The organism is Cryobacterium sp. TMS1-13-1 (assembly GCF_004403125.1).
GTDB lineage: Bacteria > Actinomycetota > Actinomycetes > Actinomycetales > Microbacteriaceae > Cryobacterium > Cryobacterium levicorallinum.
In genome coordinates this window covers 284554-309695 of record NZ_SOGX01000010.1, presented here as the reverse complement: position 1 = coordinate 309695, position 25142 = coordinate 284554, and the positions used below count along the sequence as shown (strand labels likewise).

22 protein-coding genes and 1 CRISPR repeat array are annotated in these 25142 nt (G+C 62.3%); of the genes, 10 read left to right on the top strand and 12 right to left on the bottom strand.

The window, feature by feature from the left end; all coding sequences use genetic code 11:
* Positions 1-39: 39 nt before the first annotated feature.
* The gene (locus E3T31_RS10760) at positions 40-906 is read left to right on the top strand and encodes a DNA/RNA non-specific endonuclease (RefSeq protein WP_134468710.1); all 867 of its coding nucleotides are present in this window, start codon (positions 40-42) and stop codon (positions 904-906) included.
* A gap of 25 nt (positions 907-931) precedes the next feature.
* Here the strand turns inward: E3T31_RS10760 and E3T31_RS10755 are convergent, their stop codons facing one another.
* The 10 genes from E3T31_RS10755 to E3T31_RS10715 form a co-directional block, all read right to left on the bottom strand.
* A complete protein-coding gene (locus tag E3T31_RS10755) occupies positions 932-1492 on the bottom strand; it encodes a recombinase family protein (RefSeq protein ID WP_134468709.1) in 561 nt (186 codons plus the stop codon).
* 206 nt (positions 1493-1698) lie between these two features.
* Positions 1699-3677: a CRISPR direct-repeat array (repeat unit 29 nt; unit sequence GGGAACACCCCCGCGTGCGCGGGGAAGAG).
* Positions 3678-3695: 18 nt separating this feature from the next.
* Positions 3696-4193, bottom strand: a complete 498-nt coding sequence (locus E3T31_RS10750; protein WP_134468708.1) for a type I-E CRISPR-associated endoribonuclease Cas2 — start codon at positions 4191-4193, stop codon at positions 3696-3698.
* Positions 4194-4195: 2 nt separating this feature from the next.
* Complete coding sequence (gene cas6e / locus E3T31_RS10745) at positions 4196-4789, bottom strand: type I-E CRISPR-associated protein Cas6/Cse3/CasE (protein WP_166788474.1); 594 nt, start codon at positions 4787-4789, stop codon at positions 4196-4198.
* On the bottom strand, positions 4786-5463 hold the full coding sequence (cas5e, locus tag E3T31_RS10740) for a type I-E CRISPR-associated protein Cas5/CasD (protein ID WP_166788473.1): 678 nt from the start codon (positions 5461-5463) through the stop codon (positions 4786-4788). The genes cas6e and cas5e overlap by 4 nt, the downstream gene beginning before the upstream one ends.
* Positions 5460-6572, bottom strand: coding sequence for a type I-E CRISPR-associated protein Cas7/Cse4/CasC (gene cas7e, locus E3T31_RS10735; protein WP_134468705.1), 1113 nt, complete (start codon positions 6570-6572; stop codon positions 5460-5462). The genes cas5e and cas7e overlap by 4 nt, the downstream gene beginning before the upstream one ends.
* A 2-nt stretch (positions 6573-6574) precedes the next feature.
* Positions 6575-7075: a hypothetical protein gene (locus E3T31_RS10730; RefSeq protein WP_134468704.1), complete on the bottom strand. Its 501-nt coding sequence runs from the start codon at positions 7073-7075 to the stop codon at positions 6575-6577.
* A gap of 2 nt (positions 7076-7077) precedes the next feature.
* On the bottom strand, positions 7078-8775 hold the full coding sequence (locus E3T31_RS10725) for a type I-E CRISPR-associated protein Cse1/CasA (RefSeq protein WP_134468703.1): 1698 nt from the start codon (positions 8773-8775) through the stop codon (positions 7078-7080).
* On the bottom strand, positions 8772-11531 hold the full coding sequence (cas3, locus tag E3T31_RS10720) for a CRISPR-associated helicase Cas3' (protein ID WP_134468702.1): 2760 nt from the start codon (positions 11529-11531) through the stop codon (positions 8772-8774). Before cas3 ends, E3T31_RS10725 begins: the two co-directional genes overlap by 4 nt.
* 749 nt (positions 11532-12280) lie before the next feature.
* A complete protein-coding gene (locus E3T31_RS17820) occupies positions 12281-12424 on the bottom strand; it encodes a hypothetical protein (protein WP_166788471.1) in 144 nt (47 codons plus the stop codon).
* A gap of 1550 nt (positions 12425-13974) precedes the next feature.
* On the bottom strand, positions 13975-14148 hold the full coding sequence (locus E3T31_RS10715; protein WP_241977835.1) for a hypothetical protein: 174 nt from the start codon (positions 14146-14148) through the stop codon (positions 13975-13977).
* A gap of 337 nt (positions 14149-14485) precedes the next feature.
* On the opposite strand from E3T31_RS10715, the gene E3T31_RS10710 reads away from it, so the two are divergent.
* From E3T31_RS10710 to E3T31_RS18560, 8 genes are all read left to right on the top strand, one after another.
* Positions 14486-15127, top strand: coding sequence for an ABC transporter permease (locus tag E3T31_RS10710; RefSeq protein ID WP_134468700.1), 642 nt, complete (start codon positions 14486-14488; stop codon positions 15125-15127).
* Between the two features lie 61 nt (positions 15128-15188).
* On the top strand, positions 15189-16442 hold the full coding sequence (locus E3T31_RS10705; RefSeq protein ID WP_198417023.1) for an ATP-binding cassette domain-containing protein: 1254 nt from the start codon (positions 15189-15191) through the stop codon (positions 16440-16442).
* Entirely contained in the window at positions 16439-17275 is an 837-nt protein-coding gene (locus tag E3T31_RS10700; RefSeq protein WP_134468699.1) for an ABC transporter permease, read from the top strand. The genes E3T31_RS10705 and E3T31_RS10700 overlap by 4 nt, the downstream gene beginning before the upstream one ends.
* Complete coding sequence (locus tag E3T31_RS10695; protein WP_134468698.1) at positions 17276-18313, top strand: glycine betaine ABC transporter substrate-binding protein; 1038 nt, start codon at positions 17276-17278, stop codon at positions 18311-18313.
* 1084 nt (positions 18314-19397) lie between these two features.
* On the top strand, positions 19398-19814 hold the full coding sequence (locus tag E3T31_RS17815; RefSeq protein WP_206750315.1) for a hypothetical protein: 417 nt from the start codon (positions 19398-19400) through the stop codon (positions 19812-19814).
* Between the two features lie 447 nt (positions 19815-20261).
* Positions 20262-20555: a hypothetical protein gene (locus E3T31_RS18350; RefSeq protein ID WP_241977833.1), complete on the top strand. Its 294-nt coding sequence runs from the start codon at positions 20262-20264 to the stop codon at positions 20553-20555.
* A gap of 21 nt (positions 20556-20576) precedes the next feature.
* Positions 20577-22064: a cell wall-binding repeat-containing protein gene (locus E3T31_RS18345; protein ID WP_241977831.1), complete on the top strand. Its 1488-nt coding sequence runs from the start codon at positions 20577-20579 to the stop codon at positions 22062-22064.
* A gap of 450 nt (positions 22065-22514) precedes the next feature.
* Complete coding sequence (locus tag E3T31_RS18560; protein WP_370304470.1) at positions 22515-22823, top strand: ATP-binding protein; 309 nt, start codon at positions 22515-22517, stop codon at positions 22821-22823.
* Between the two features lie 309 nt (positions 22824-23132).
* Here E3T31_RS18560 and E3T31_RS10670 read toward each other — a convergent pair whose 3' ends face one another.
* Entirely contained in the window at positions 23133-23729 is a 597-nt protein-coding gene (locus E3T31_RS10670; protein WP_134468696.1) for an HAD domain-containing protein, read from the bottom strand.
* A gap of 125 nt (positions 23730-23854) precedes the next feature.
* Positions 23855-24304, bottom strand: coding sequence for a hypothetical protein (locus E3T31_RS10665; protein WP_134468695.1), 450 nt, complete (start codon positions 24302-24304; stop codon positions 23855-23857).
* Between the two features lie 296 nt (positions 24305-24600).
* Between E3T31_RS10665 and E3T31_RS10660 the strand changes: the two genes are divergently transcribed.
* On the top strand, positions 24601-24795 hold the full coding sequence (locus tag E3T31_RS10660) for a hypothetical protein (protein ID WP_134468694.1): 195 nt from the start codon (positions 24601-24603) through the stop codon (positions 24793-24795).
* Positions 24796-25142 lie beyond the last annotated feature (347 nt).

The window sequence follows — 25142 nt, the reverse complement described above, 5'->3', positions numbered from 1 at the left end:
AAAACCCCATCTGTCGGCTCTGACTGCTTGACTATCACCATGGACGCCGCATTATTTTCTCCTGCTGGATACAACGCCGATTTCCTCCAGATCCCTCTGCCGTTCCCGGCTCCTCTCGCCGGAACCCTGATTCGTGAACTGCCGTATACACATTTCACCGTGCTTCTCGACCCTGCGCGGCGCCTTGCAATCGCGACCGGCGTCAACATCGATGGGGATCAGCTCGTTACCGTTGACCGAGGCGACGACTGGCACGTCGACTCGCGGATACCGCTCTACGAGCAGGCGGGGGAGGCCGTCTACGCCCGAAACGACCTCGACCGCGGGCACCTCGTCCGGCGCCGGGACCCGGTCTGGGGCGATACAACAACAGTCCGGCGAGCAAATTACGATACCTTCGCCTACACCAACGCCGCCCCCCAAGCAGCAGACTTTAACCAATCGAAACAACTCTGGCTCGGCCTCGAGGACCACGTCCTCACCTACGCACGCACCAATAGTAACCGCATCAGCGTCTTCACCGCCCCCGTACTCTCCGCCCAGGATCCGACATACCGTGGCGTGAGGATCCCGCAAGCATTCTGGAAGATCGCAGCATGGACCACGACTGCGGACGGCTCCACCGTTCTGCACGCTGCCGGATTCATCCTCGACCAAAGCCCACAATTAGAAGACCTCGACCTCGACACGGTCCGCACTCGATCCCTCCTCGACGGTAATCCCCCGCCGCTTGGACCGTACCGCACCTATCAAGTACCCATCGTCGACATCATCGACCTCACCGGGCTCAACCTGGCCGCCCTGTCCGAAGCAGACGTCTCCGCCTCGGCCCTGGCGATCCGAGAAGACACCGACCCTCGAACGCGCTGGGTCGAACTGATCGACACCGCAGGAATCCACCTTTAACCACACCGAATCGTCTACAGCCCGCTCAATCCCCGGCGCGAAGGTAGACATAGACAGTTTCGCGGCTGATCCCGAACTCTCGAGCAAGCACCGACTTCGGCACGCCAGCGGCAGCCTTCTCGCGCAGCTCGACCGCGCGAGCAATGTCGAGCGACGGGGTACGACCACGATAGACGCCACGCTTCTTGGCCAGAGCAATGCCCTCACGTTGACGCTCACGGATCAAAGACCGCTCAAACTCAGCAAACGCCCCCATAACGTTCAAAAGCAGGTTCGCCATCGCGTTGTCATCGCCCGTGAAGGTGAGCTGCTCTTTCACGAACTCAACCCGAACCTTCTTCGCCGTGAGTCGGTGCACGATCAAGCGAAGGTCATCCAAGTTGCGGGCCAGACGATCCATGGAATGCACGAGAACGGTATCGCCATCTCGGACGAACTTGATCATCTCTTCTAGCTCGGGCCTTTTCTGGTCCTTCCCCGACGCATTGTCCTCGAACACCCGGTCGACGTCGACGCCAGCAAGCTGACGAATGGTGTTCTGATCGAGGGTACTGACTCGCACATATCCAACTCGTTGACCCGTCATGAGGCTCTCCTACCCGTTGCGTCAGATTAAAGTCTAAGACCCGGTCATGAGGGATGTCCACCAATCAGAATTCGATCCTATTCTGACAATTTTAGATAAAGACGTCTGACGCCTAGTTGGGGTACACCCCAAACGGACGTGGGCGTCAAGCTGAAACGCGTGCGCAGGGAAGAGACAGAACAAACTGCGCCCAACCCTAAAACCCAAGAAACACCCCCGCGTGCGCGGGGAAGAGCCGATTCTGAGCTTCTAGAGGCGCTGATTCGTGGGAACACCCCCGCGTGCGCGGGGAAGAGTGAACGTGTACGCCGACATCGCAGGCGTACCGGGGAACACCCCCGCGTGCGCGGGGAAGAGAGGGTGATATCCGAGGTCAGCGTGAATACGCCGGGAACACCCCCGCGCACGCGGGGAAGAGTGGCTCAGGCCGGTGCGGAGGCTGCTCAGGGTGGGAACACCCCCGCGTGCGCGGGGAAGAGATCGTGTTGGCGGTGATCCGGTAGGCGGGCTGGGGAACACCCCCGCGTGCGCGGGGAAGAGGACTCGGTCTGCGCCGGCACGATGTAGCCGCCGGGAACACCCCCGCGTGCGCGGGGAAGAGCTACTGAGCCACACGCTCAGCATGCGCCCAAAGGGAACACCCCCGCGTGCGCGGGGAAGAGTGAACCTTCCGGTGACGGCGTGCACATCTGGGGGAACACCCCCACGTGCGCGGGGAAGAGACGGTGTAATTCTTCTGCCCCACCCCGTTCCAGGGAACACCCCCGCGTGCGCGGGGAAGAGTTGGTTTTGTTGGCAGCTTTGTCCATGACGGGGGGAACACCCCCGCGTGCGCGGGGAAGAGGTTCGCCGTCTCAAATCATTCACGCCCATCACGGGAACACCCCCGCGTGCGCGGGGAAGAGCAGGAGCAGGTCAAGGAGTTCGCGGCGATCACGGGAACACCCCCGCGTGCGCGGAGAAGAGCGCGTGAAGTCGCTCGGCGAGTACTTCACCCAGGGAACACCCCCGCGTGCGCGGGGAAGAGGCCAGTTTGCGGACATGGGCGGGCGTGAGCTTGGGAACACCCCCGCGTGCGCGGGGAAGAGTCCCCATCAATGAGGACAGACCGCGAATCCGTGGGAACACCCCCGCGTGCGCGGGGAAGAGTTCGCGAGAAACCGCAGACCGACAGCGCACTCGGGAACACCCCCGCGTGCGCGGGGAAGAGCGCTGCCGAGCAGGCACCCGGCCAATGCGCGAGGGAACACCCCCGCGTGCGCGGGGAAGAGGAGTTGCGGGACGTGCTGGTGTCTGCTGCACGGGGAACACCCCCGCGTGCGCGGGGAAGAGTCAAGGCTGAGAGCGTAAAGGGTCCGTGGCACGGGAACACCCCCGCGTGCGTGGGGAAGAGTCATGCCGTCGCCGATCTGCTGTTCGTCAACGGGAACACCCCCGCGTGCGCGGGGAAGAGGGCACCGGCATGACAGTTTCCAGCCGGTAGGGGGGAACACCCCCGCGTGCGCGGGGAAGAGGTTACGTGTCGGTTCTCCCAGTCGGCCGGCGCGGGAACACCCCCGCGTGCGCGGGGAAGAGACCGAACAACTTCGTGCCCGCATGGATGGAAGGGGAACACCCCCGCGTGCGCGGGGAAGAGTCGTGGCATCACGGTTCCGAGTGCTCAACTCGGGGAACACCCCCGCGTGCGCGGGGAAGAGAAGGTCTTCTGCCACGATCTGTACCGCCTAAAGGGAACACCCCCGCGTGCGCGGGGAAGAGCTAAGTACTCCGCACGATCGGATGGCTCATTCGGGAACACCCCCGCGTGCGCGGGGAAGAGTTCATTCCGCGACCGCCGACGATCATCACCTTGGGAACACCCCCGCGTGCGCGGGGAAGAGTCCGATTTACCTGCATCAGATACCTCTGTGAGGGGAACACCCCCGCGTGCGCGGGGAAGAGCCGTCGCGGCGATCTCTTGGAACTGTGCCCGCGGGAACACCCCCGCGTGCGCGGGGAAGAGGCTGCCGCGCGCTCGAAAATAAGACTCATAGTGGGAACATCCCCGCGTGCGCGGGGAAGAGGCGGCGGTGAGTTCGGCGGCAAGCTTGGCGGGGGGAACACCCCCGCGTGCGCGGGGAAGAGGGCTTGCTCGAAATCGACGTGCGAGCAGTCCTGGGAACACCCCCGCGTGCGCGGGGAAGAGACTGCGGGACCAGCATATTTACGGCGGAGAACTGTCTTTCTCATCATGTGCGTTTATTGGAATACTTCTCATGAGCGAGATTCCATCAAAATCAATGACATCTTTCCCCCGCGCTTGGTGCAGCTGCACGCGAAAGCCTTGTTCTGTCTGGGGAGCACTCGTTACCATCACCACTACCCCATCCGCTGCTGCATCGACGGCCTTGACCCACAGAGACTCGGCCACGCGTTTCAATACGTTAAACATGACCACCGCCCCGGCGGCCGCCAGAGACGCGGCGGCCGCTGCCGTGATCGAGGTCCCAGGGCCAAGCATGACCACCGCTATGGAACCGACAGGTATTTGCACCTCGCCGCGAGTGTTACCGCTCTCGTCGGCTTGCAGAGCAAGCACCCCGGTTCGTCCCTGCACAATCTGGGCGTATTCAAGGTAGAGGTAACTCACCCGATCAGTGAGGCGTACCTGTTCCGCGGCCCCGATACTGGCGTACTGCAGCGCTTTCGGTGAATAGGCCACCGTTAGGCTCGCGCAACAGTCAGCAGTCCACAGCCGAAGGCTTTCGACCGCCCAACTCCAACTCTCAGCAGGCTTTGCAGAGCTGCCGGGTCGCGAACCAGACCATAACCATCGACCACGTCAAGCTGCAGCGCAGACTTACCGCTCGTAACCACACTGCGGTCATGGCTGAAGAGTGTGACGTCGTCGAGGGCGCCGGTGAGTTTGTTGGTCACCCAGTCAGCCACGTCATCGACCGGCGAGATGCCAACCCCACGTTTAACCGCCGGCGTCACCGGCCTAGCGCGGCGAATAGCATTGGCCGTCAATCGAAAACGGACGGCCGCTCCCGCGTGCGGCATCTGCCAAGACACCGCCTTCGTCTGCGCGCCCCGCGGCAAGTTCGTCGGCGCGATATCGGAGCGGATGAGAAGCACCTTTCCGGTCGGCGCTTCGTCGACTCGAAACAGAATGTTGCTCGCTGCCCGCTTCTCGTTGGGTTCTCCGGGAAGACTCGCCGACTGGAACATCCCCATCACCAATCGGTGCAGTTCGCCATGATCGCTCCAGCTCTTGACCCGTACGGATGTAGCAGTAACCAGGGTGAGGTGATTCATGCGGCCCATCCCTCGAGCGTCGTCATCGTCGGCGGCTGCACGGTCTCAACCGCAAAGTTCTGGTCTCCCAACAGATGGTGAAGCGACAGTCGCGACGCCCCTTTCGCCCGGGTCGGCAGGGCAGACAGGATCGCTCGGGGATCGCCTTCTCGCACGCCCAGGTGAAAGGGGAAGGTCGGCGCGAAAGACTTGCGACCCAAATACGTCATAAAGACGGGATTGCGGGCGGCGTGAGCGAGCTCTGCCACACGAGCTTCTTCGTCGTGGCTGATGGCCACCAGAAATTCGGCATCCGCTAGGTACTGCCGCACGGTGACCATAGTGCCGCCGCCCACTGCCCACCCGCCACCATTACCCACTGGCACGATGAAGTTGGCTTTGCCTCGTCCACCCGTAACCTTTCGGTGCCGTGAACGGATGTTCTGCACGCCAGCCGCAGGAAGACCCACCGTATGAAAGTCTGAGCTGAGCGCGCCTTTGCGGTCGACTCTGGCCCAGATATCGGCAGCCCACAGCCATTCCGGCCAGGCGCCGCGCTCTGCGCCGAGCGCGGCTGCGAGCATCCCGATGACACCGGATCGGGTAGGCAATGGTTCGGAGTTTCGGTCGGCCAGTTCGGTTGAACCCCAGGACTGTTGCGGGGCTGCGAAGCGCAGCAGAAGGGTATGTGTCACCGCTGCAGCCATTCCACGATTCGCTTGGTGAGCTGGGGCAGGCTGGCCGCGGAGTACTCAAAGCCGATCGTAAGATCAGCGCTGACCGATGTGCCGGAGACAAACGATTCACCAAACTCGCTGGGATCGAAGGCGCGTGCCTGAGTGGCCTGCTCGATTAGCCGGTCGATGGACCCCTTGAGATATCCACCCTCGAAGTCGGCCTTCACCGGCTCGTGAAATTCATAGGCAGTGCGGTGCGACTGAGTCTCCGCGAGAATCAGCGCCGGCCGCGTGTTCGGGGCTGTGGAGTTGTCCTTGCCGCTCGGGAGTGCGGTGACGATGGACCGCACCAGCAGCTCGAGGCGATCGGCGGCATCCGGGCTGGTCCAGCCGGTCCAGGAATCGCGTAGTTGCTTTTTGTCGATCGTTACCGAACGGTAGTAGACGCCTGACGTGTAAAAGGCCTGACCGAGGTGACCGGCTCCGCCACCGCCGAGATCGTCAACAGTGGTGAAGTAGTCCACTTCGATCATGATCGGATGCGTCGTGGTCGCGGGCCCGACGGCGATGCCGGCTTCAGTCTGAAGGTCGCTTTGCGCGGCAAACATACGACCGAACGCGGCGATGCTCAAGCTCCCAGTCTGACGCTTAATATAGTCAGCAGCCTTGATAGTGCCGCCTGTGCCGTTTGCGCTGCCCAGCACTCCCGCGAGTGCATCCATCTCATCGGCGGAGAGCCACGTCATGGTGTCGCTCGCTGCCTCTTTGGCGGGCCCCTCGGATTCGGCGGCATCCTTGTCGTTGGCCGTCAAAGACTTCACGATCTTGGTCGCGATCTTGAGCGCCGATTTCTCATCGAACTCGACCCCGTTCGTCACGGCAATGACCCCGGCCCGACGCACGATTTCTTCAGGTAAGGCGCGCGACCGCAAGGACTTCGTGGCGTCGGTAAAAGAATCCAACTCGTAGGCGACGCGAATGGCTCGTTTAAGCGATTGGGCGCTGAGTCGGCCCCGGGTCTTGCCACCTTCGCGTACCTGCTTCGGCAGTCCTCGATCGTCTCGATTCAGGTTGTGCCAAGGCAGTGCCGTCAACGAGTGAATCGTCAGGTAGTTTTTCTCAGTCATGGTCAGCTTGCTTTCTTCGTTGTGTGGGCGGGTCGGGAGTAGAAGTCGTAGACGAGGCGCGAGCGGGTTTTCATGTCGCGCTCGAGATCCCCGGTGTCCCAAAACGTGAGCAGTTCCACGAGCTCGTAGAAGTTGACTGCGTTCGCGCGGCTAACCAGGCCTTCGATGACCTGAGCCGCCTGTTCGATGTCGAGGTCCACGACGAGCGCCAAGCGTTCGCCCACACCATCGGTCGTGCCGGGGATGCTGGCAAAATTTCTACCCAGTGTGAGAGAGCTGTTCGGTGTGCGCTTATATTTCGCTACCATCCCCAACGCTCTCGTGGCCCCTGTGATCATTGCGGGGTAGTGCAAACCCGCAGTTGCGGGCACCGTGTACGCGTATGCGTACCGCTCCGTGATCTCGGAAATACCTCGGGCCACATCGGAGGTCATTGAGGGGTTTGAGTTTCTGATGGCCAGCAGTCGGCCGGTGAAGGCTTGCAGTTCGTTGGGAAGGCTCACGGTCACTTCTCACTTTCGGTTTGATTGAGGACTCGGATCAGATTTCGGCGGGCGGCGGCGATGTCGGGTAACCTGCGTGCGTTGACATAAGGCTCGACGGCTTCATCGAAAGCCTCGATCGCGGCGGCGGTCCACAACCGCACATGCTCACTGGTGAATTTCTCTCCCCGCAGTGAGACTTCGATCACGTCACTTACGACGTCATCGGCCAGTGCACTGAACCGGGCGAGGGCACAGTCATGAGTTGCGGCGACGAAATCGTCGTCGTGCAGCACAGTTCGGATGGCGTTGTACAGCGCACTGCGTACTCCTTCATAGGCATATTCCGCGAACATCGTCAGGGCAGCCTGTACCTCGGGCGAGCCACCTACCGTGCCGGGAGGCATCGACAGCCACGAGGCCCCGACCAATTCGCCGTAGGAACCCTTCTGCTTCAGCTGGATCGAGAACAACTCGGTTGTGAACACCTCGCGCACCAGGATGCTTGCGCGACCCGGCACCTCCGGGTTGAAAGCGCGCAGGTACCAGGCGCGCAAGTTGTGCAACACACTCGTGCCGGCATTGACATCATTAAGCGCCCGAATATCCTCGTCCTTCTGCGGGCCCCTTTTCTTCGGGTCAGGCTTGCGCAAAACGATCTGAGGGTCAGCCCGCCAGGCATCCACGAGCGAGGCTTTCAACGCATCGACTCCCAGCAGCGGGAGGGTTTCCAGCGGGGTCGGGACCTCCCCAACAGCAAGAGTGCGGTTGGCCGCGATCGCAGCTTTGTTGCGGTTCTTCGCCGCCTGCACGGCGGCATGGTCATCCGCGGTCGGTGGTATTCCTCGTCGCAGCACACTCCCCATATGCGCACCGGTGAACATGACCTCGCCGTCGACTTCTCCCGGTAGCAACAAGGCTGCGTTGCCTGTAATTGTTGCGGCCACTAAGGCATCGAGCTGGCCGGACGTCTGCAAGGTCTGCGCCCAGGCTGGGAGTCCGCTCTCCTTAACCCATTGTTGTGGGGTGTTCATCAGTAGCGTTGCGGCGAGGTTTTCCCCGACCTTCCACAGGCGTACGCCGGCCGCTTTAACCTTGCCCGCCGCGGAACCCTGCATAGACAGGGAAGATCCGTCAAGAACGACAGCGCCGTTGCCATTGACTGAGTAGAACCAGAAGCCCATCAGTGCGGCCGGCGCGTCTGCGAAGGACAGATTACCGGTGGCAAAACCGTCGCCTGGTCGCCCCCACCATGCCTTGGTTGAATCTCCTGGAGAGGTTGAGCGGATACTCGCGGCCGTTTTCACGCTCGACGTTGCAGCGACGTAGCGCCCCTCCTGCATGAACGGCGTGGTTTCGTGAATCAGCCATAAGCGGTCATCGAGGGAGCCGAGGGCCTGCGCGATGGCCGCCGGTGAGAAACCGCCGGTCGTCACAGCTTCGGCGCTTGCCTTCGTGATGCCTTGCGCTCGAGCAATGAGGGCGGTGACGGTCGTGAGGAATCGGAGTACGCCCGCTTTCTCGATGGGGGCTCGCACATCGACTCGCTCGATCAGGTGAGCCTTGGTGAAAAGTTCGTCGAGGCCGACCAATCGCCGCCCCGACGCGTCGATCACGGGCAGCCAAGCCAGTTCTCGAATGTTTCCCTGTTGTGTAATAGCACTACTCCCATCGTTGAGTACTCGTCGATTCGTCTCTGCCAAAGCCGTCCTGTTAGTCATCGGAACCGCACACCGAGGAGGTCGTCGTAGACGGCACCATCAACGAGCCTCACCGGCATCAGCTGCCGTTGCATGGGGCCGCGTTTGCGCATGCCGATTTCGTCTTCGAGATCAAACCCCGGGATCGCTTCGATTCCTGTTTTCGCCGAGATGTTGCTCTTAGATACGGGAAAGGTCAGAGCCAGTACCGCCCGTACAACGTGCGGATTCCGGGAGTACAGGGCTGCTTCGACGGATGCCCGCCAGACCCATTTCGACGAGCCCTCGGGCTCAACGATGAAACAGTCCACGGTGGGGCGCTCGATGTGCCGCGTGCTGTACTCGGCCAGCTCATCGGGCTCGGTGACCGCCGACAATTCCCGAAGCGTCGTATCGTGCCCGAGGATCGTGCCGTCGGGGTGGTCATGGTGGAAGGAAACCACGACGGTGTCGGCCGCCTGAAGCTTGCGCGCGGCGGCGATGAGCTCCAGTTCCCCGTCGACGCCCTCCAGGTCCGGCGATCGTGGATCGAACGCAGCCGCGTCGACAAGCGGCTGCACGTCGGCCGGGATGGCGATGACACAACCGTCACGAACGTCGCGGCGCAGGGCATCCGCCGTACGGCGAAGCTCGCCCGGTAGATAGGGAAGGGACGCACGCGCGTCGAGCGCCCCAGAAATATCGGTGGGGATGACCACGTCGAGGGTCGGCAAGACGGTCGGGCGCGGGAACTGATGCGCAGCCCACACCCCGTCGATGACGGCCGTGGATCGCCAGAGCCGGCCGGCTCGCTGGATGAGGGCGGGAGCCGGAGCCAGATCGGTGAGCATGTGGTCGAAGTCCAGATCAAGAGACGATTCGATGATCTGAGTACCCACCACGATCACACCGCGCTGCCCGCTGGCCTTGCCAGCGACCTCGTGCAGCTCGCGGGTGACGGCAGCACGATGTCCCGCCGCCATTCGTGAGTGCAACACGATGACACGCTCGCCCGCTTCAGTGAGTCGCCGAGCGATGTCAAGGGCACGCTGCACCTGGTTGACCACGATGGCGATGCGCGTATCGGCAGACCGCTGCCGATACTGTAAGGCTCGCTCAAAATGGGCGTCGACCAGTGCAGTGGCCGGGGCTTCGTGCAGGTTTACCCGTAGGGAGTAGCTGCGTTGTGATGTCACCGGCGCACTCGTCGCTCCCGACGCGGTGACTCTGATGTGGCCAGGATAATCTGGCGTAACGTTAACGCTCGGGCCGCCATAGGACTGTGCGTACCTGAGCGCCACCGCGCTGGGCAGTGATGCCGAGAGCAGCGTGACGCGCGTATCGGTTTCGCCCCACCATGCCAAGAGCTCTTCTAGCAGGGCGGCCTGGTAGTGGTCAAAACTGTGGACCTCGTCGATGACGATGTGTCGGTTCGCGAGTGCGAGCAGCCGCACGGGCGTGTTCTTCTGCCGCAGGGCACCGAGTAGCACCTGGTCACAGGTGCCCACGCTGACGGGCGCGAAGAGGGCGTTGCGGGCGTCCGCCAACCACGGTGTGGAGTGCAGCCCTTCCCCCGGATGGGAGACATTCGTATAAAAGCTGTTCAGGCTGCGGTGAGTGTGAAGCAGCGCGGCCGCGTTCGTCGAGGACGAGTAGTAGCCGGCGATGCGCTCAAACATGGCATCTGTCGTCGCCCGGGTCGGCAGCGCAAAAAGAATACCTTCGCCCGGCACCGCAGCGTGCCGCAGCATTGCCGCTTCCGTCTTGCCCGAGCCCGTAGTCTCAGTCGCGATCCATAGACCTCGGCCGATGGTGGGCGCGACGGCTTGCAACGGAGAAGGGGAGTCGGCGAAGGCGCCCATGATCGCGGTGAGCGGGTCTGCGAGATCTTCGTAGAGGCCTAGGGTCTGCGGGACGGATTGCTCGAAGAACTCGGTGCGCCGGCCGTTCAACCATGCGGTGGGGTCGGCGACGGGATCAGTCGCGAGACCTTGGCCGTGCGCCAACGACTCGGTGCCGGAGGCGAGCCAGTCCGCGAGCATGACCATACCGGTCAGGAGCAAAATGGCCGCTGTAGTCTTCTCGCCGTGCACGGGCGCGTCGAGTTGAGCGCGGGTAACGCCGCACGCCTTCAGTACTGCGGCTTCATGAGCCTGCTGCTGCGTTCCCCACTTGCCCGCGGTAAGGCCGGTAAGAAATCCGTTGGCCGTAAGACAGTCCGCTGCCTTAGTAGCCGGATCGAATCGGGGGTGGAAACGGCCGTGATGACCACCAACAATGACGGACGCCCAAGTATCAGCGACGGGATCCGACCCTCGTGGCCAAACGCCCGTTTGAGTAAACAAGCTCACGGCTTCATGTCGTCGCATGACCGTTTTGTAGACCGGCGGAACGCTTCGACCGGGGACTGCGCTGAGTGGGGTCGTGACATCAAATCCAGCGCTGCAGAGTTCCGCGACGATCCCGTGTACTGCCGCGTCTGCGTGCTTGCTGTACAGCTGACCCTGGAAGATCTTGTTGGCCTTGCCCACGTCATGCAGGCCAGCGATGGCAGAGAAGACTGCCCGCGCAGTTACTTCGTCGGGGGCGACTGCCGCAGTGATCAGCTCCCGCAGGCCCGGACGCAACCAAGTATCCCAGAGCACCAGGGCGGCCGCCGAGGTGTCGAGCAGATGGCAGATGAGCGGATACCGGCCGCCACCATCTGCCCCCAGTTTTCCCCAGAGCCGGCCGTCGACGCCGACAGCCTCCTGCATCACGCCCCGATCATTGCCGATATCATCGGCACTGATCGTCATGGTCGTGCACCATCTCCCGGCCGAGCTGCACTCGGTGGTGCATACCAACTACGGGCCCACGGCCCCCCACATCCGTTTCGAAGCCAGAACACTGAATCTAAGTCGTGAGCCCACCACATCATGATTTCCCCCCCCCAGAACAGTTAAGACTCAGCCTAGGGGCGGGGTCCGACACTCATCGGTTGAGACCAACCTGTGGTCTCAAAGGCGGGATAGCGGCGGTGACGACGATCTGAAAGTGCGAAGAGGACCGCTCATCAATGACGGCAACAAAATGAGAATCGGAGTGCGTGTCGACGGCGACGGCATTCGGTAAGTCTGTTGCCATGATGAAGTTGCCCTTCCATTGCGCCCATCTGGGTAAAAAATGGGCACGTCGACCAGGTGGGCAGACAAGACGGTAAAGGGAATTCGCTTCAGGCTCCTATAAAGTCATGTCCGCCTGATCAGCGCACCGTGAGCAGCCTTAAGACCGCGGACAGACCACGTAAAAGACAATCCTTAGAAGGACGTCAGCCAGGGTTAGGTCACGCAGCCTCAAGACTCTTCTCATCGACGGGCTGGCACTTGTCTGCAGAAGTCCGGTCGAACTGCTGCATGAGGCCAGAGTTTCATCCGTCTTGTCTGTTTGTGCCCATATCGCTATTAGAACGCTATTTCTAAGAAAGTGATCAGCCGGCTACCCCTGCGCCCACGCTGGACCATCGAAACTCAAGAAGACCGCGTCAGGACCACGTGCGGCCAGCCACCTACTCTGCCGGTTTCTCGATAGCGGGGCGGGCTTCTGCTCGATCTGCGCGGCTGCGCTGTTCGCGCGCGTCCTGGCGCAGCTCGGCGAGCTCGTCCCGAAGCTGGGCAAGTTGTTGGTCGTGAGTGGTCCGGAGGTCGCTCACGCGCTGCTCGCCGTGGGCTCGCTCGCGGTCCGCGTCCGTCTGTGCCGCGTCGCGTTCGACGATCGCGGTCGCCACGTGCCCGCACAGCGAGCTAGCTTCATCCCGGGTGGTGTCGTGGGCACTGCGGGCCTGGTCGAACTGGTCCCTAATTGAGAATGCTCACCTCGATGTCAGCGAATTGCTCATTTGGCTGTCAGTGACATGGTCGCTGCGTGAGGCCAAGGTGGGGACTGCTGCGGCAAGGGTCTAATGATCTTCATGTCTCATGAGCGGTCGTTCGGAGACGTTATGAGCTGGGCGATCGGTGAGTCCCAGGGCGTACAGGACGTCGCGGTGGGTGTCAGGACGGTGAGGTTTCCGTCTTGGGGCGCGGGGGTAGCAGGCGAGCTGGCGGCGGATGAGCATCCAGCTACGCCCCGCGGGACGTCTGTGCCGGTCGCGGAGGCGGGACGGCGACCAGCTGGTCGTCAACCGCACGTCCTCAGTCGTAAGTCGGCCCTAACTATCCAGAGTCATCAGCTGCACCGTCGCCTCACGAGGAAGCCGATCGTGCGCCACCGGGTCCTGCTCGCCGATTGCCGCCCCTTCTGCCTCGACCACCAGATCACCAGGGTGATCGACGAGCCTACTGGGACAAGCCTGCGGCCCACTGACGTCGAGATGAGCGCATTACTGACATCGAGATGAGCATTCTCAGCACGGCTGCAAAAGAATGAAAGCGGCTGCCCGGTAAGCACCCCAAACTATCCAGGGCTCAGAGAAACACCTAGTCGAGGTCTGACTGGGGGCGAACAGACCACCGCGCAGATCGCTCAACTCTTCATCGTGGCGAGGCCCACGCTCTTCCGGGGCGATCCAGCGCACCGGTGACACTGCCGCGTAACTGTTCACTGTGCAGAGGAGTACGGAACAGCCACTGTTCACACTCGCCGGCACAACCCCGAAAACACGCGGGCCGTTGTGCAGACGACTTCGGAAATGACAATCGGACCGGGCAGGGCGGATCGTGAGTGATGCGACTCGGCGACGGTGCGTCGCCGCGGGTCTACACCGCGAACAGGTCCGGTAGCAGAAAGACAAGATCACACTGAGGGCAGCGCTCACATCCCCGGAGGCCATTCCTGGTACTCATAATCTCGGCGTTCATCTCGGTGCCGCACGAGGGACAGGGCGGCCCGCTCCAGGGCATCCCGTCATCGGCAGTCGGGTCAAGCTGAGCGAAGACGAAGCGGGCGACCTCGATCGCGTCAACACGAGCACCCGAGCCGGGCATTGAGTTCGCCACGTCCTGGAGTACGACGTCAAGGGGTGCGGATCCAGTACCGGTGTGGAGCTGCCCTGCAACAGTACGAGACAGAGCCTCCTCGAATTCACTTCGGCTCATCACTCCCCCGCTGTCTAGATCCATATCGCTCAGTCTGGCCCGACGACGACGATTGTGCACGGGTCCTTTCTGGTGCCGGGATGCAAAAATGCCACTGGCCGGGAAAGAGAACGGCCAGAAGCGTTGATCATGGGGCGCAAGATCCTGCACGGGACTCGCGACGGGTCTACTCCTCGAGGGCTCTACCCTGTGCCAGCGCAATGATGCGGTCAGGCCGGAAGCCAGCCCAGTGGTTGTGTTCGTCGACGACCACGATCGGTGCCGCGCTATAGCCGAGGTCCTCAGACACATACTCGAGGGCCGCTGCATTCTCGGTCACGTCGACGACCGTGTACGTCACGCCCGCGGTCTGTGCGTCCTTTTCCGTGGCAGACCGCGTGGACTGGCCGGGACAGTCGCCGGCCGGCACAGGTCAACGTCGTGGCCTCGAAGACGTGCAGCCCGATACTGATCAGCGTCATGCACGTATCCTCGTCCTCATTCGCGGGGATCGGAGCACGTGATTGAACCGTAACGTCTCGCTGCGCCCATAGGGGAGTGCAGCCGTGCAAGACTGGGAATTCATCTTCGTCTCCGGTTCTCACCTATGTCTGTATCTAGTTTCGCATCGGCACCTCCAGTTGTGCCCGTGCCGGTGGCCGTAGATCAACGTGTGATCGAAGCGAAGGGGTTTTGATGTGTGGGATTTTTTAGGGGATCAGTTTGAGCAGATCCTGTTCAGCAGCTGGCAGCACTTCAGCCTCGTCGTGCAGTGCCTGATCCTGGCGACAGTTATCGCCGTCGTGCTGGCCGCCGTCGTTTACCGTAATTCCGCTCTCACCGGGGTCGCCAACTCGGTGTCGGCCATTGGCTTGACTATCCCCTCGTTTGCGTTCATCGGGCTGCTTATCGCGCCGCTCGGCTTCGGTGTCACTCCGGCCGTCGTTGTCGTGGCGTTCTTCGCTACGCTGCCCATTCTGCGCAACGCGGTCGTGGGTCTGTCGGGTATCGCACCCTCAATCGTGGAATCCGCCCGCGGCATCGGTATGAGCCGGTTCCGTACGCTCCTGCAGGTGGAACTGCCCATGGCGTGGCCGATCATCCTCACAGGCATTCGGGTATCCGCCCAAATGGTCATGGGAATCGCCGCGATCGCCGCATATTCCCTCGGCCCGGGCCTGGGCGGATTCATCTTCTCCGGCCTCTCCCGCCTCGGCGGCGCCAACTCCCTCGAGTCCGTGCTGACGGGCGTCATCGGCGTTGTCGTGCTCGCCCTCATTCTTGATCTTCTTCTCGTCGGCCTCGGCCGCCTGACCACACCCCGAGGTATTCGTGTCTGAACGTATTGCATCCACCAGCGCAGAATCCACCAGCACCGACGATTCCACGACCCCAATCGGCATTACCGGTGCGAACATCCTGCTGGACCACGTCACCAAGCGTTTCCCTGGCCAGGCGCGCCCCGCCGTCGACGGTCTGACCATGGAGATCCCGGCCGGCAAGATCGTCATGCTTGTCGGGCCCTCGGGCTGTGGCAAGACCACCACCCTGAAAATGATCAACCGACTCATCGAACCAACCGAAGGCCGTATCGTCGTCGACGGTGACGACGTGACCAACATGAACGGCGATACCCTGCGCCGAGGCATCGGCTATGTCATCCAGGCCGGAGGGCTCTTCCCCCACATGACGGTCGCCACCAACATCGGCCTCGTGCCGAAAATGCTCGGCTGGGACAAAGCCCGCATCGCGGCCCGCGTCGACGAACTCCTCGAGCTCGTCTCCCTCGACCCGGCGCTCTACCGAAACCGGTACCCCAAGGAACTTTCCGGCGGTCAGCAGCAACGCGTCGGCGTGGCACGCGCCCTCGCGGCCGACCCGCCCGTGCTACTCATGGACGAGCCCTTCGGCGCCGTCGACCCGATCACCCGCCTACGCCTGCAGGACGAACTGCTCAACATTCAGGAAGAACTGCAAAAGACCATCGTCTGCGTCACCCACGACTTCGACGAAGCCGTCAAGCTCGGCGACTGGATCGCCATCTTCAACGAGGGCGCCCAGCTCGAACAATACGACACCCCGGAACGCATCCTCGGCGACCCGGCCAACGAGTTCGTCGAAAACTTCATCGGGTCCGGCGCCGGCCTCAAACAGCTCACCCTCACCCGAGTGGCGGAGGTCGGGTTCGGCGACGCCGTCGTGGGACACCCTGGCGAACAGGCAGCGGATGTCCTGGCCCGCCTCGTCGACGCCGGCCACGGCCACGGCCACGCGGTCATCGTCGATAAACGTCACCGTCCCATCCAATGGCTCTCCCGCCGCCAACTCGGCCGCCTCGAGATCATCAGCAACGTTCCCGACCCGAAACTCCCCGTCGTCGGCTACCGTGCCACGCTCAATGACGCCCTCGACACAATGCTCGTCTCCAGCGCCGGAGCCGCACTCGTCACCGGCCGCCGCGACATGTTCAAAGGCGTCATCGACGTACAAACCGTCATGGACGCCATCACCCGGTCACAAACCGCTGCCGTGCTCGAATCAGACCACGCACCCGTCGGACTCAACACCGGCGTGTTCCAAGCACAAGCACCCGCCGCCGACACCGACCCGAACGACACCGATAGCAACGACGCTAACGCGCGGACCACTCAATGAGCACCCGCACTCGAAATGCAGAAACCGGCATCGCCGGCGGCGACTCCGCCGTCGAAACACCCGGCGACCCCACCACGCTGGCCGCACCGATCAGTCACGCCCGCGCGGTATGGCACTCCTGGCGGGGACTGATCTACCAACTCGCCGGCATCCTGCTCGCGTTTCTCGCACTCGTGATCTGGCTACTAACGGCCAACCTCTCGCCGGTCGAACTGATCACCCTCGCCCCAGACGCGCTCTGGGTCTACACCGTGGAGCACATCCAACTCACCCTCCTCGCCGCGGCGATCGTCTTGGTCATCGCGATTCCCATGGGAATCGCCCTGACCCGGCGGCCCCTGCGGTTTCTGACCGCTCCGGTACTCGCCATCGCCAACGTCGGACAAGCCGCCCCCGCAATCGGCGTCGTCGTACTCCTCGCCTTCTGGGTCGGCTTCGGATTTTGGGCAGCAACGCTGAGCCTCGTGCTCTACGCAGTACTCCCGGTACTGCGCAACACCATGGTCGGCCTGCAGCAGGTCGACGCCCGCCTCATCGAAGCCGGACGCGGCATGGGTATGAGTTCCACCGCCGTACTCTTTCGCGTAGAGCTCCCCCTCGCCGTGCCCGTCATGCTGTCGGGCGTGCGTACCGCCCTCGTCCTACTCGTGGGCACCGCAGCCCTAGCCACATTCGTCAACGGTGGCGGACTGGGCATCCTCATCACCACCGGCGTCAATCTCAGCCTCACCCCCGTACTCGTCACCGGAGCCCTACTCGTAGCACTGCTCGCCCTCCTCATCGACTGGGTCGGCCGCGTCGTAGAACACATCGCCCGCCCGAAGGGACTCTAGATGTACCACCCCTCTTCCCACACCCGTCCTCGCGCCCACCGCGGGCCCCTCGGCCGCTGGGGCCTCGCCACGGGTATCCTCGCCCTGACCGCCGTCACCCTGACCGGCTGCGGACTGCAGCCGGCGACCTCATACGTTCCCGCGGTCGGACCCGGGTCGATCACCCCGCTCGACGGCGCCCACGGCGTCAACCTCACCGTCACATCCAAAAACTTCACCGAGCAACTACTACTCGGCAAAATCGCGGTGCTCGCCGGAACCGCCGCCGGATTCGACGTCACCGACCTCAGTAACGTGCCGGGCAGCCAGCCGGCCCGCGATCTACTTCTCTCTGGCCAGGCCGACGTGCTCTGGGATTACACCGGAACCACATGGCTGACCTACCTCGGCCAGACTGAGGCAATCACCGACCAGGACGAAATGTGGCAAGCCGTATACGACCTCGACATCAAAAACGGTGTCACCTGGGGCGCACCAGCACCGATGAACAACACCTACGCCCTCGCCGTGCGCAGTGAGGCAGTCGCCGACCTCGGCGGCATCACAGCAATGTCCGCACTTGCCGCACTACCCGTCGAAGAACGCACCTTCTGCGTCGAATCCGAATTCAACTCCCGGCCAGACGGCATGAACCCCATGCTCGCCCACTACGGACTAGAACGCGGCACCGCCAACGGCGTGCCCGACAGCAACATCGGCATCTACGACACCGGCGCCATCTACAGCGCAACCGACAACGGCGCCTGCAACTTCGGCGAAGTCTTCACAACTGACGGCCGCCTCGACGCACTCGACCTCACCGTCCTAACCGACGACCTCGCATTCTTCCCCGCATACAACGTGGCACCGATCTTCTACACTGAAACGCTCAAGGCCCACCCCGGCCTGGAAAAGATCTTCGCCAAAATATCGCCCAAACTCACCGACGAAGTTCTACGCGGCATGAACCGTCAAGTTGACGTCGACGGCGCCGAACCCGCCGATGTGGCCTACGCCTGGATGATCGACGAAGGTTTCATCACCGACCCAACCAACTAACCAGACACAGGCGACAGATACCGCGAACAGCACAATCATCCGGGCCAACATCACCGAGACAGGCCAGGCGTACAGGTGCTCGAACACCTCATCATCGAACCCAGTACGGCCAGCTTCGACGTCCCCGGAGTGCCGACCCGACACGGTGGTATGTAGACCAACGAGGCGGAAAAGGACTTCGCGTCCTGCTTCCAAACCGCGTGGACCGCTCGGACGGCACCGACCTGACGATCAGCCCATGGGGAATCGAAGGAATTGATGAGCACTCCGAGCTGCGAGGGATAACGTCCCCTCCGCGTCCTGCGCAGTAGCGGTAATTACCAGGACATGGACTAGCTCGAGTCCGCGCTAACAACCGGTTCCGTTATTTGAACCCACAACGCTAGTGCTGCGACGGTGGGGTCCCCCATATTGGAGGAATGTAGCCTCTAGGTTGGAGCATTCGAGGGCCTTCGAGTCCCATAGGTTAGAGCAAAGGCACTATAGAACTTGGGGCGATCGTATGAGAAAGCGTTTATCGTGGCCGATCGTCATTGCAGTTACTGTTTGCGCTGGCCTGCTCGGCGCCTATGTGGCACTGACAGTCGCTGGACTGCATCAAAGTGGTGTGGGCCTTTGGCTTAGAGACTTTGCGAAAAGCCCCGGGGCCGCCGCACTTGCAGCTCTGGTCGCTGCAACGATTGCATTCCGCGGGATATCGCGCCAGGTGGCTGTCTCCCAAGGGAATCTAGCTCTCGAGCAAGACCGCGAACAGGATCGGTCTTGGTGGCAGAGCTTCGAATGGGCCGCATCCAGGTGCATCCCGCTTGATGAAGAGCACCGGCCGCTACCGGCAGATGTCTCAATCAATATTCTGAATGCTCTGCAGCTGACTACCTCAACAAACGTCCAAGGATCAGCATGCGCTGGCATCCTCGACGTCCTGTCTTCAGGCCCCTTGACGCGCGAGGACGCAGGTGCGCCGACTTCCGAGTCGGAGTCCAGCACCCCGAACTCAGAGGCTATGCGCGCTCAAGAGGAACGTACGGTGCAAGCCCTTTTGTCTTATGTGGAGTCAAGCGCAGGCACTGCCGCTGCGTCCAGCATGGCCGAATTCCGTCTCTACGAACTTCGTCTTCTGATCTCGCTGCATGAGCTCGTAGGACCAACAGTTGCTTTCTCATCCCACATTGCCCGGCAAAAGTTGAAAGGCGCCTCGAGGTTTCGACCAGATGCCGTCATGACCGTTGAGGATCGCGACGTCATCGTGGAGATCAAACACACGTCTCGACCACTCAAGTTCGCAGACAGAATGATCAGCCGTTCCGTCGAATCCATACGAGGCAAAGGTCTCACTGACCCGGTACTCCTTGTCACGTCGGAAGAGGTCGAGATTCCTGATTCAGTGCGCCTGACGCTTGCGGTAGAGACGGTGCGTTGGAGAGGACCAATGGACGACGAGGCGTTGAAGGATGCGCTGGAACGCGCAAGCAAGCTCTCCCCTTGGCGGCATAGCGACTGACACCGGGCTCCAGGAACCGAACCGTAGGGCTTCCAGGGTTCCAAGAGGCGCCGACCGCGCGAGTCGATGGCTCACCTTTGTCCCTGCCCGTGGTGTTGCGATCAGGCCGAGAATGCCCATCGCGTCAACGGCTACAAAACACGCGTCCGCCAGGGTGTACCCACTTGAGCAGGTCAAGACTCCCCCAAAAATTTCGTCAATCAGGGTCGGCGTCCGATACGCTTGGGCAAAATCTACGGGGGGTCTTGAGATGAGTGGACACACAAGGCAGGTGGTCGGCCACGTGCGCTCCAGCGCCACGGACCCGAACGAAGCGCGGCAGGTCGAAGCACTCGGCACGGTGGACAGGATGTTCCCCGAGAAGGTTTCGGGCAAACGGACCAGGCGATGCCGGTGATGTTGACCCACGACTCAGTCAGTTCACCCACCACCGGACCGATCGGCCCCATGCGCTCTCGTCTCACCGTCCTAACAGTTGCCGTACTTACGGCGGCTTCGCTCCTTGTCCTGCAACCGGCACCGGCGATCGCGACCGAACTTTCCGGCACGGCATCGGTGTCCTCTATACTCACTCAACTCACCGTCGTTCCAGAGACAGCGTCCGGTTACAACCGCGACCTGTTCGTGCACTGGGTAGACGCGGACAGCAATGGGTGCAACACCCGCGAAGAGGTGTTGATCCAGGAATCACGGGTCCCCGTGGTCAAGAACTCCGATTGCACCATCGTGAGTGGCCAGTAATTTTCCTGGTACGACGGTGTTGTGTGGACGAACCCCTCCGACGTGGACATCGACCACATGGTTCCGCTGAGCGAGGCATGGAAGTCAGGGGCGTACGCGTGGACCGCCGAGCAACGCCGGGCCTACGCGAACGATCTCGGTCTGGGCGCCTCGCTTGTGGCCGTGACCGACAACGTAAACCAGTCCAAGGGCGACTCCGACCCTGCCTCGTGGATGCCACCGGCGTCCTCGGTCACCTGTCGCTACGCGACCGACTGGGTGCTCGTGAAGTATCGCTGGAACCTGAGCATCGACAGCGCCGAGAGCACCGTGCTGAACGGAATACTCGCCGGAGGTTGCGGTACCGCGAGCGTCGACGTTCCGGCAAAGGGCGGAACCCTGCCTGCAGGCGGGAACGTACAGCGAATCTCCGGTGCAGACCGCTATGCCACAGCAGTCGCTGTCGCAGGACAATACGCGACCGGTGTGCCCGTGGTCTACGTCGCCTCGGGCGCCAACTTTCCCGATGCACTCAGCGCCGCACCGGCCGCAGCAATGCAGGGTGGCCCGCTACTACTCACCGCACCTACCGCCCTTCCGGGCAATGTAGCAGTGGAGATCCGGCGCCTGGCCCCGGCACTGATCGTGGTCGTCGGCGGGCCCGCGTCAATCACCGAGAATGTCTACACCGAGCTGTCGACTCTGGCGCCATCGATTCGCCGGGACGCCGGCAGCGACCGCTATGCCACCTCACGCGCCGTGAACGCGGCCGCCTTCGGCAGCGGAGCGACGAGCGCCTTCGTCGCAACCGGCAAAAACTTCCCCGACGCATTGAGCGCATCGGCCGTCGCGGGCGGAAGCACCAGCCCGGTACTGCTCGTCGACGGGGCAATAGCCACCGCTGACCACGCCACCCTCGCCTTGATGGCGTCACTGGGCATCGTGCACATCACCGTGGTAGGCGGGCCAGCGGCCGTCTCAGCAGCTATCGAAAGCGACTTCGACCGAGTATTCGGGGCCGCAAATGTGAAGAGACTATCGGGCGCCGATCGGTACCTGACCTCCAGCGCGATCAACCGCGGCTCGTTCACGTCGTCGCCGGTGGTCTACCTGGCCACCGGAACCGGCTTCGCGGATGCCCTCGCCGGCGCCGCCCTCGCGGGACGAGACGACGCCGCACTGTATGTCATACCCGGGAACTGTGTTCCCGACTACGTCATCAGTGACCTGCAAGCGCTCGGCACTACCCGTCGCATCCTACTTGGCGGCGTGAACGCCCAGAGCCCGGCAATTGACGCAATGACACCGTGCGCGCCGCCGCCCGCTCCGGCGGCACCGGCACCGCCCGCTCCACCAGCGCCGCCATCTATTCCAGCGAATCCCGGGGACATAGTGAACTGCAACAGCTTCAGCACCTGGTCCGCTGCGCAGGCCTGGTTCGACACGTACTACCCGTACTATGGCGACGTCGGGCGGCTCGACGGTGACAACAATGGGGTCGCTTGCCAGTCCTTGCCAGGGCATCCGTAGATCAAGCCCACTGGCATTCTCATCAGGACGGAAACAACTGACCGCAGACACCCTCGAAGGTCCGACGTGCAGTGGAATCACCTGAAGAGGTCCTGCCGGCTGTCGACCCACGAGACGCTCCAGTCAGGGAAGGCCTCTGCGCATGCCAATCCCCCGACCATCAAGACGTTCAACAAACGGTGGGTTTTGGGAAAATTGAATCTGGTGACCAGAAGTGTTCGGCGGCATAAGGATGACGACGTCCAGATACATTCGCGGCGCCCAACGCTTTACACACCTGCTCAAATGAATCCTTAACGAATCACGCCAAGCCCGGCGATCGAGCCAATGAGCCTCCGTGCTGAGGTCGGATCGATAACGATGTGACTCGATACCAGCAAGACACCATCACTTGGGGACACGTCTGACAGCGGCTCGCGAGGAAAAACGACCAACAGCTATCTTGCCGGCATGGGCCCCATCGGGGCCGCCAGTGGGCCGTTCTTCATGGCGCTTGACAGGCCACATCTCACTGGCCTCGATTTTCAGCCCCTACGCCAATGCTTGTCACGGGTATCGAGATTGCAGGTCAGGCTTCCATGCACGGCAACCGCGTCCTCTTCGACACCACCACCGGCGGGTCGCCCGGCTGCGGTTTTCGGCGACCAGACCGTCACCTCCGCCATGATCGACCGCATCGTGCACGACGCTGACGTTCTCAGCCTCAATGGCACCAGCTATCGGCTCAAAAGCCACCAGCCTGTCGCTGATACGGGATAATAGAAACACAGATAGTGGTCCTGTTTTCAATTGGCGACAGTTTCAAGCGGTCAATGCAATAACGGAGGCGTTCAAGACCTCAATGGGAGACTGCCACGTCAATGCTCTGCGTGGGCGGTTGTTGAGCTCGGTCACGATCTCCTCGGGTCGTGCAGTGTTCGTCAGGTTGAGGTCGGTGCTCTGGGGTAGGTGTTGGCGAAGTAAGCCGTTGGTGTTTTCGTTGGTGCCGCGCTGCCGAGGCGAGCACACCCCGGGCTCAAGTGGAGGGCCTGGTGGGCTGACGGGCCGCCACCGGGAATCCAGCGCATGCTAGGAGAAGGTTCCCTGCGCGATTCGCTCACTGAAAGAACGGATCTCCGCCACCTGTGCAACATGCAGCCCTTGCTCCGGTTGCGTCTCGATAAATAAGTTCTGGCCCCCGCCCACGACTTCTATGCTCCGCCGATGTGGGCTCAGGAACCCGCTCGCGTGGCTGGTCAGCAAGTCGTCGACCATGACGATGGGAGCATTTTGGAGTCCGTTCTCTAGAAGCCACCGGCCTACGGCCAGGGCCTTCACCCAGATACCTGCAGCCATCTGGCCCCCGTACCGAGTCCCGATCTCGGCAACGTCGTACGGCGCCTCGAGCAGACCGACGGCCGGCACAAGCAGCCGATTTGCCGCGTGATCCCATGTGCTCGCCCAAATTAGTTGGACAGGCCCCTCATTGACGAGCTTGTTGAGGCCCGCCACGACCTCAGGGTCGAACCAGATTCTGGTCGGGTACGACAGGTCATCGGGGAAATCCAGGTCAGGCCGGCCGGTTCGAAGCCGAGGATCGGCTTCGCCCGTGTCTGTCGGACAGGCGAGGAGCGACCCGTCGACGTCCATGAACAGGGGTACCGGGCGGCGGACGACACGCGACATGACTGAATCCTTCCGAAAATCTGTGGCAACTTGGCAGAGGAGAATCTCATCTCATCTCATCTCAGACCGACCGACCGACCGACCGAGGACAGCAATTGTCCATGCCCGCGCGTGGCCTTCACCATCTATTTGTCAGCGGTGTGAGTCGTCGTGATCGTATACATATGCCGGCCGATCATGCCACTCCAGAAGCGGAGCCCGTCCGTCGTCTCGCCCTCGGATCGAGTCACCCGACTATCGGCGGCGTCACGACCGAGCATATCGGCGAGAAACCAGTCGACCTGAGCATCAAAACCAAGGCCACCCGGAACTCGGACCCGGTGAGCGAGGTCCGTGACGTCTTCGTGGACCTCGAGGACGGCCATGACCCGTCCCCTCCGCTCCGCTGCTAAACGCTCAGCCAACTGGTCGATCTCGTCACGCAGTTCGAACACCCGCAAGGCAGGGCCAACACCGACTGGCTCGAGGTGGGCCCATTCCTTGAGATCCAGTAGGGCACGGCTGGCCCAGGCCGCACATTCTTCCCACGAGCCGACGAGGACAAAACGGGTGGACGGGCGCACATTACGTGTCATCTCACCACGGTATCGCGGGCCACCGACACCGACGTCAGGCACACTGTCTTCCTGGACCTTGAGCTCGAGCAATGGCTGACTATCCCGAACCGGGAATGCCTCCGCCCAGCTCGAAAGACGCTGTGCCGCGTCGCGGGACGGGCTCGACTGGAGCCCTGTCTGCGGGCTAGCCTGACTCTGAACTTGCGCCATCTGAAGGAAAAATCGCACGGTCAGTCCCCGTCACTCCGCTAATCCGAGTACCTCCGCCGCGCCCGTCGAGACGCCCCTTACGCCGCAACTCGCCCGGAGCCTCGATGCCTGCCCTACCGATCCCTGCACTTGGTTTTACTATTCAGGACCGTGCAGCGAAGCAGAGCACGGCTGCCCGCACAGCCGCTGCGGCAGTGATCACCTCCATGCTCGAACTCGGAACGCCCAAGGTCGAGGTCGAGGTCGCCGACCGTCTTGGACTCGCGCTCCGCGATGTCAAGAAGTCTTCCGCCGCCTGAACTTCGTGAGCTCTCAACGGGTGCGCCGCCGGCGTCGGGCACGATTGTCTTCGGTGTAGTGCCTAGGTCCAGTCGGTTCCGCCAGAATGCCGCTGAGAAGTGCTGATCGGCACAACTACAGCCCTCGCTGCATCGCATCTATTCTCGAACTCAGCACGCTTCGTGGTGAGGTCGCCGACCGTTTGGGCATACACACCCGTGACCGAGAACGTGACTGACCAACGTCACTCTCGTTCGAAGGCCCAACAACGTGGGCGGCCAGGTTGATGCGTTTCCGACCGGCCCAGAGCCTGACAAGCGCTGGCTCTCCACGAGACTGGTCGTCGACGGGTACGCGCGCTGACATC